Here is a 1,852-nt window from a genome sequence, read left to right as displayed (position 1 = left end):
ATATTGCGGTTGATAGTATAGACTGTATCAAGACTTTAAATAGAAATTGTATATTTAGTCATCCTTTGAATTGTAAAGTTTTTTTAGTGATTTGTAAGTGGAGATGCAAAATTGCATATAAAATGATGAGTATCTTTTTTTTGGTGAGATTTTTATTTTTAATCTGAAAATTAACATTTGTAAAAATGTTGGGAAAGGATATAAAATAAGAACGTGTATTCTTACAGAGTGGAATAGTATTGCCACTAAATAGGGAGGCTTTTTTATGATATATCGAATTAAAGATGCAGAAATATACTATGAAATTGTGGGAGAGGGTAAACCAGTCATTATCATACATGGCTGTGCCCCTGACCATAGGTTAATGATGAAATGTATGGAATCAGTATTTCAGAAATATGAAGGTTATAAGCGAATATATATTGATTTACCTGGAATGGGAAAATCGAATGCTCCAAATTGGATAAATAGTTCAGATCGTATAGTAGAAGTGCTTATCACATTTATTGAGGAAATCATTTCTACTGAAAAATTTTTATTGGTAGGAGAATCATATGGAGGCTATTTAGCCAAAGGTATACTTGCAAAGATGTTTGAGAGAGTTAGCGGATTACTATTAGTATGTCCTGTTGTTGTAGCGGAGCCAGAAAAAAGGATTCTTCCAGATAAACAGGTAATTGTACAAGATGAGGAATTTTTAAATACGCTCACTTCCACAGAAAGAGAGGAATTTTGTGAGTTAGCTGTAATAGCAAATGAATATACATATAAGCGATTTAAAGAAGAAATTAAGCCTGGGTTAGATGTTGCTAATTATGAATTTATTGAAAGGTTGCAAAAGAATTACTCTCTTACTATGGATTTTCAGCGTGAAAAATATGAAAATCCCGTTCTTTTACTGACTGGAAGACAAGATATATCAGTAGGTTATCAAAATATTATAGAAATTATTGAAGAATATCCAAGGGCAACATTAGCAGTGTTAGATATGGCAGGGCATAATTTGCAAATTGAGCAGCCTGAATTATTTGAGAGTTTAGTAGGAGAATGGATTAGACGAACAAATCAGCACAGTTTATAAAGTATTGTAGTATTACGCCTAAGTGTTGAAATGGGATAAATGAACGTGATTTATTAACTTATCTCGCTATTTTCCTGTAAAAGCCCGATTAGTAAGGGCTAATTAAAGTTTCACTTTATAAAAAATTTTAAGGAGAAATTATGAGCACATATATTTATATGGTTAGACATGGTGAATCACCAAAACTAGAAGGAAATGAAAGAATGCGCGGGTTAACTGAGAGGGGACATATGGATGCCCGTAGAGTAACTGACATATTAAAAGCGGAGAGGATTGATACTTTTATTTCCAGTCCTTATAATCGGGCTATGCTAACGATAGAGGAGTCAGCTAATTTCCATGAAAAAGAAATAGTAGTATATGAAAATCTTAAAGAGTGTATGTTTTCAAGTGAGGATCAGGTTATATCAGACAAAGAGGTGTATCCACTTGTACAGAAGATGTTCTCTAATCCGGACTTTGCACGAACGGAAGGAGAGTCATATGCAGATTGCCAGAGAAGAGTAGTGAAAGTATTAAAAGAAATCTTATTGGATTTTCAAGGACGCAAAATTGTAATTGGTACACATGGGCTTGTCATGACATTAATGATAAATTATTTTGATAAACAATATGGTTTTGAATTTTTAATGAATACGTCAAAACCGGATATATATAAGATGGAGTTTAAAGAAGAACAATTAATGAATGTGGAGAGATTATGGAAAGAGGAATAAAATTAGTTGCATGGATTTTGTTGTAAAAGTTACTTTTATAGCAAAGTCTTTTTTT

At 32.1% G+C, this 1,852-nt stretch carries 2 protein-coding genes; both read left to right on the top strand.

Annotated elements, in window-relative coordinates; translation table 11 throughout:
• Positions 1 to 265: 265 nt before the first annotated feature.
• Positions 266 to 1,081 carry an alpha/beta fold hydrolase gene (locus ACQGSG_RS28725; RefSeq protein WP_000640336.1) on the top strand — a complete coding sequence of 272 codons (816 nt, stop codon included), beginning with the start codon at positions 266 to 268 and terminating at the stop codon, positions 1,079 to 1,081.
• A 140-nt stretch (positions 1,082 to 1,221) separates the two neighbouring features.
• A complete protein-coding gene (locus ACQGSG_RS28720; protein WP_000109177.1) occupies positions 1,222 to 1,797 on the top strand; it encodes a histidine phosphatase family protein in 576 nt (191 codons plus the stop codon).
• The last annotated feature ends 55 nt before the right edge of the window (positions 1,798 to 1,852 follow it).

The organism is Bacillus sp. GMa5/1 (assembly GCF_050172015.1).
Taxonomy (GTDB): Bacteria; Bacillota; Bacilli; order Bacillales; family Bacillaceae_G; genus Bacillus_A; species Bacillus_A cereus.
The sequence above is the reverse complement of the archived record's forward strand: the minus strand, read 5'-3'. Positions and strand labels throughout refer to the sequence as shown.

What these genes read in the sequence shown, in the direction of transcription:
- ACQGSG_RS28725 (WP_000640336.1), top strand. Translation starts at nt 266, where the DNA reads ATGATATATCGAATTAAAGATGCAGAAATATACTATGAAATTGTGGGA.
- ACQGSG_RS28720 (WP_000109177.1), top strand. Translation starts at nt 1,222, where the DNA reads ATGAGCACATATATTTATATGGTTAGACATGGTGAATCACCAAAACTA.